The organism is Mesorhizobium sp. M7A.F.Ca.US.005.03.2.1, assembly GCF_003997795.1.
GTDB lineage: Bacteria > Pseudomonadota > Alphaproteobacteria > Rhizobiales > Rhizobiaceae > Mesorhizobium > Mesorhizobium ciceri.
Map to the genome: position 1 here is coordinate 1 of NZ_RZRP01001246.1, position 1,277 is coordinate 1,277.

The 1,277-nt window shown below is 64.3% G+C and carries 1 protein-coding gene and 1 pseudogene; both read right to left on the minus strand.

Annotation, left to right across the window (positions count from 1 at the left end; all coding sequences use genetic code 11):
• Window positions 1-419: pseudogene (locus EN991_RS36700) on the minus strand (hypothetical protein); the annotation flags it as partial.
• On the minus strand, window positions 416-1,277 hold an 862-nt coding region (locus EN991_RS36705; protein WP_164769685.1), incomplete at its 5' end, for an SMP-30/gluconolactonase/LRE family protein. The pseudogene EN991_RS36700 and the gene EN991_RS36705, both read right to left, overlap by 4 nt.

Sequence of the window (1,277 nt, forward strand, 5' to 3'; positions counted from 1 at the left end):
CATTGCGATGGCGCATGCTCGGCCGAGCCGTTCGCCAGCCACAGCGTGCCGTCATCCGCATAGGCTAGTGCGGTGATGCAGCTGATCCCGGCCGGCAGTGAAACGTCGCTGCCGCCAATCAGCAACTTGCCGCTTTCCAGCCCGACCGTCAGTTCGCCCAATGGCGACAGCGCCAGCGCGGTGACGGCAGACGGAAAGGTCTCGACCACGACAGGTTGCGCTCCAGCAGCAATCGAATGGATGGCGTTGCCGCTGGAGACCAGCAGCCTGTCACCGGTAACCAGCAGATTATCCGGTTCCGTCAGCTCGGCAAAAGCCGGCGCATCATCCAGCCGCGTATTGGGGCGAAAAGCGCCGTCGAGCGGCGGGATGGTCACCGCCTTGCCGCGGAACAGGTCGAGCACCGGGTCGAGGATCATGGCTTTGCTCCCCAATAGGAAGCGGGGCTGGTCCAGTTCGGGTCGGCGCCTGCAATCTTGTAGCGGCCGATGCGGTTGTTGAGGATGCCGCCGACGAACAGATACCCCTTGTGCTCGCGCATCGAGGTGACCATCGGGTGCGCGCCGCCGGTGAGGTCGCCCATCGCCTCGACGATGCCGCCCTTCTCTGTGAATTTCACCACGCCGCCGGTGTTGATGTTGGGGAACAGCCATTCGTCCTGCGGCAGCCGGCGCGTCATGCGCTTGCGCATGTCGGGATGGCGCAGCGACAGGTCGAAGCTCGGCGTGCGCATGCCGAGCCACGCCATCCAGTAATTGCCGTCGGAGGCGCGGTTGATGTTGTCGGGATAGCCCGGCATGTCGCGGATGACGCATTCGGCGGTGCCGGCCTTCGGCCCCTCCAGCCAATAGCGGTGCACGCGGCAGGCCCAGCTTTCGGCGAAGAACAGCGACTTGCCGTCATGCGCCATGCACACACCGTTGGTGTAGCGATAGCCGTCGAGCAACGTCTTCGTCGAGCCGTCCTTCGGGTCGTAGACCAGCAGCCGGCCGGTGGCGCGGTTCTCGATCGAATCCAGCGCCCAGTCATGCGCATCGTAGCGCTTGGTCGAGTCGGTGAAATAGATGCGCCCATCGGGTGCGATGTCGCAGTCATTGGGGTCACGCAGCCGTGCATCGTCGACGATCGAGGTCAACGAGCGCGACGTTTCGGCCGACAGTCTTTTGACCTCACGATCCGGCGAGACGGAGTAGAGCCCCATCGCGCCGACGCAGCTGATCAGATTGCCTGATTTGTCGAAGGCCAGCCCCAGCGGGAAACCGCCGATGTGGGCAAAC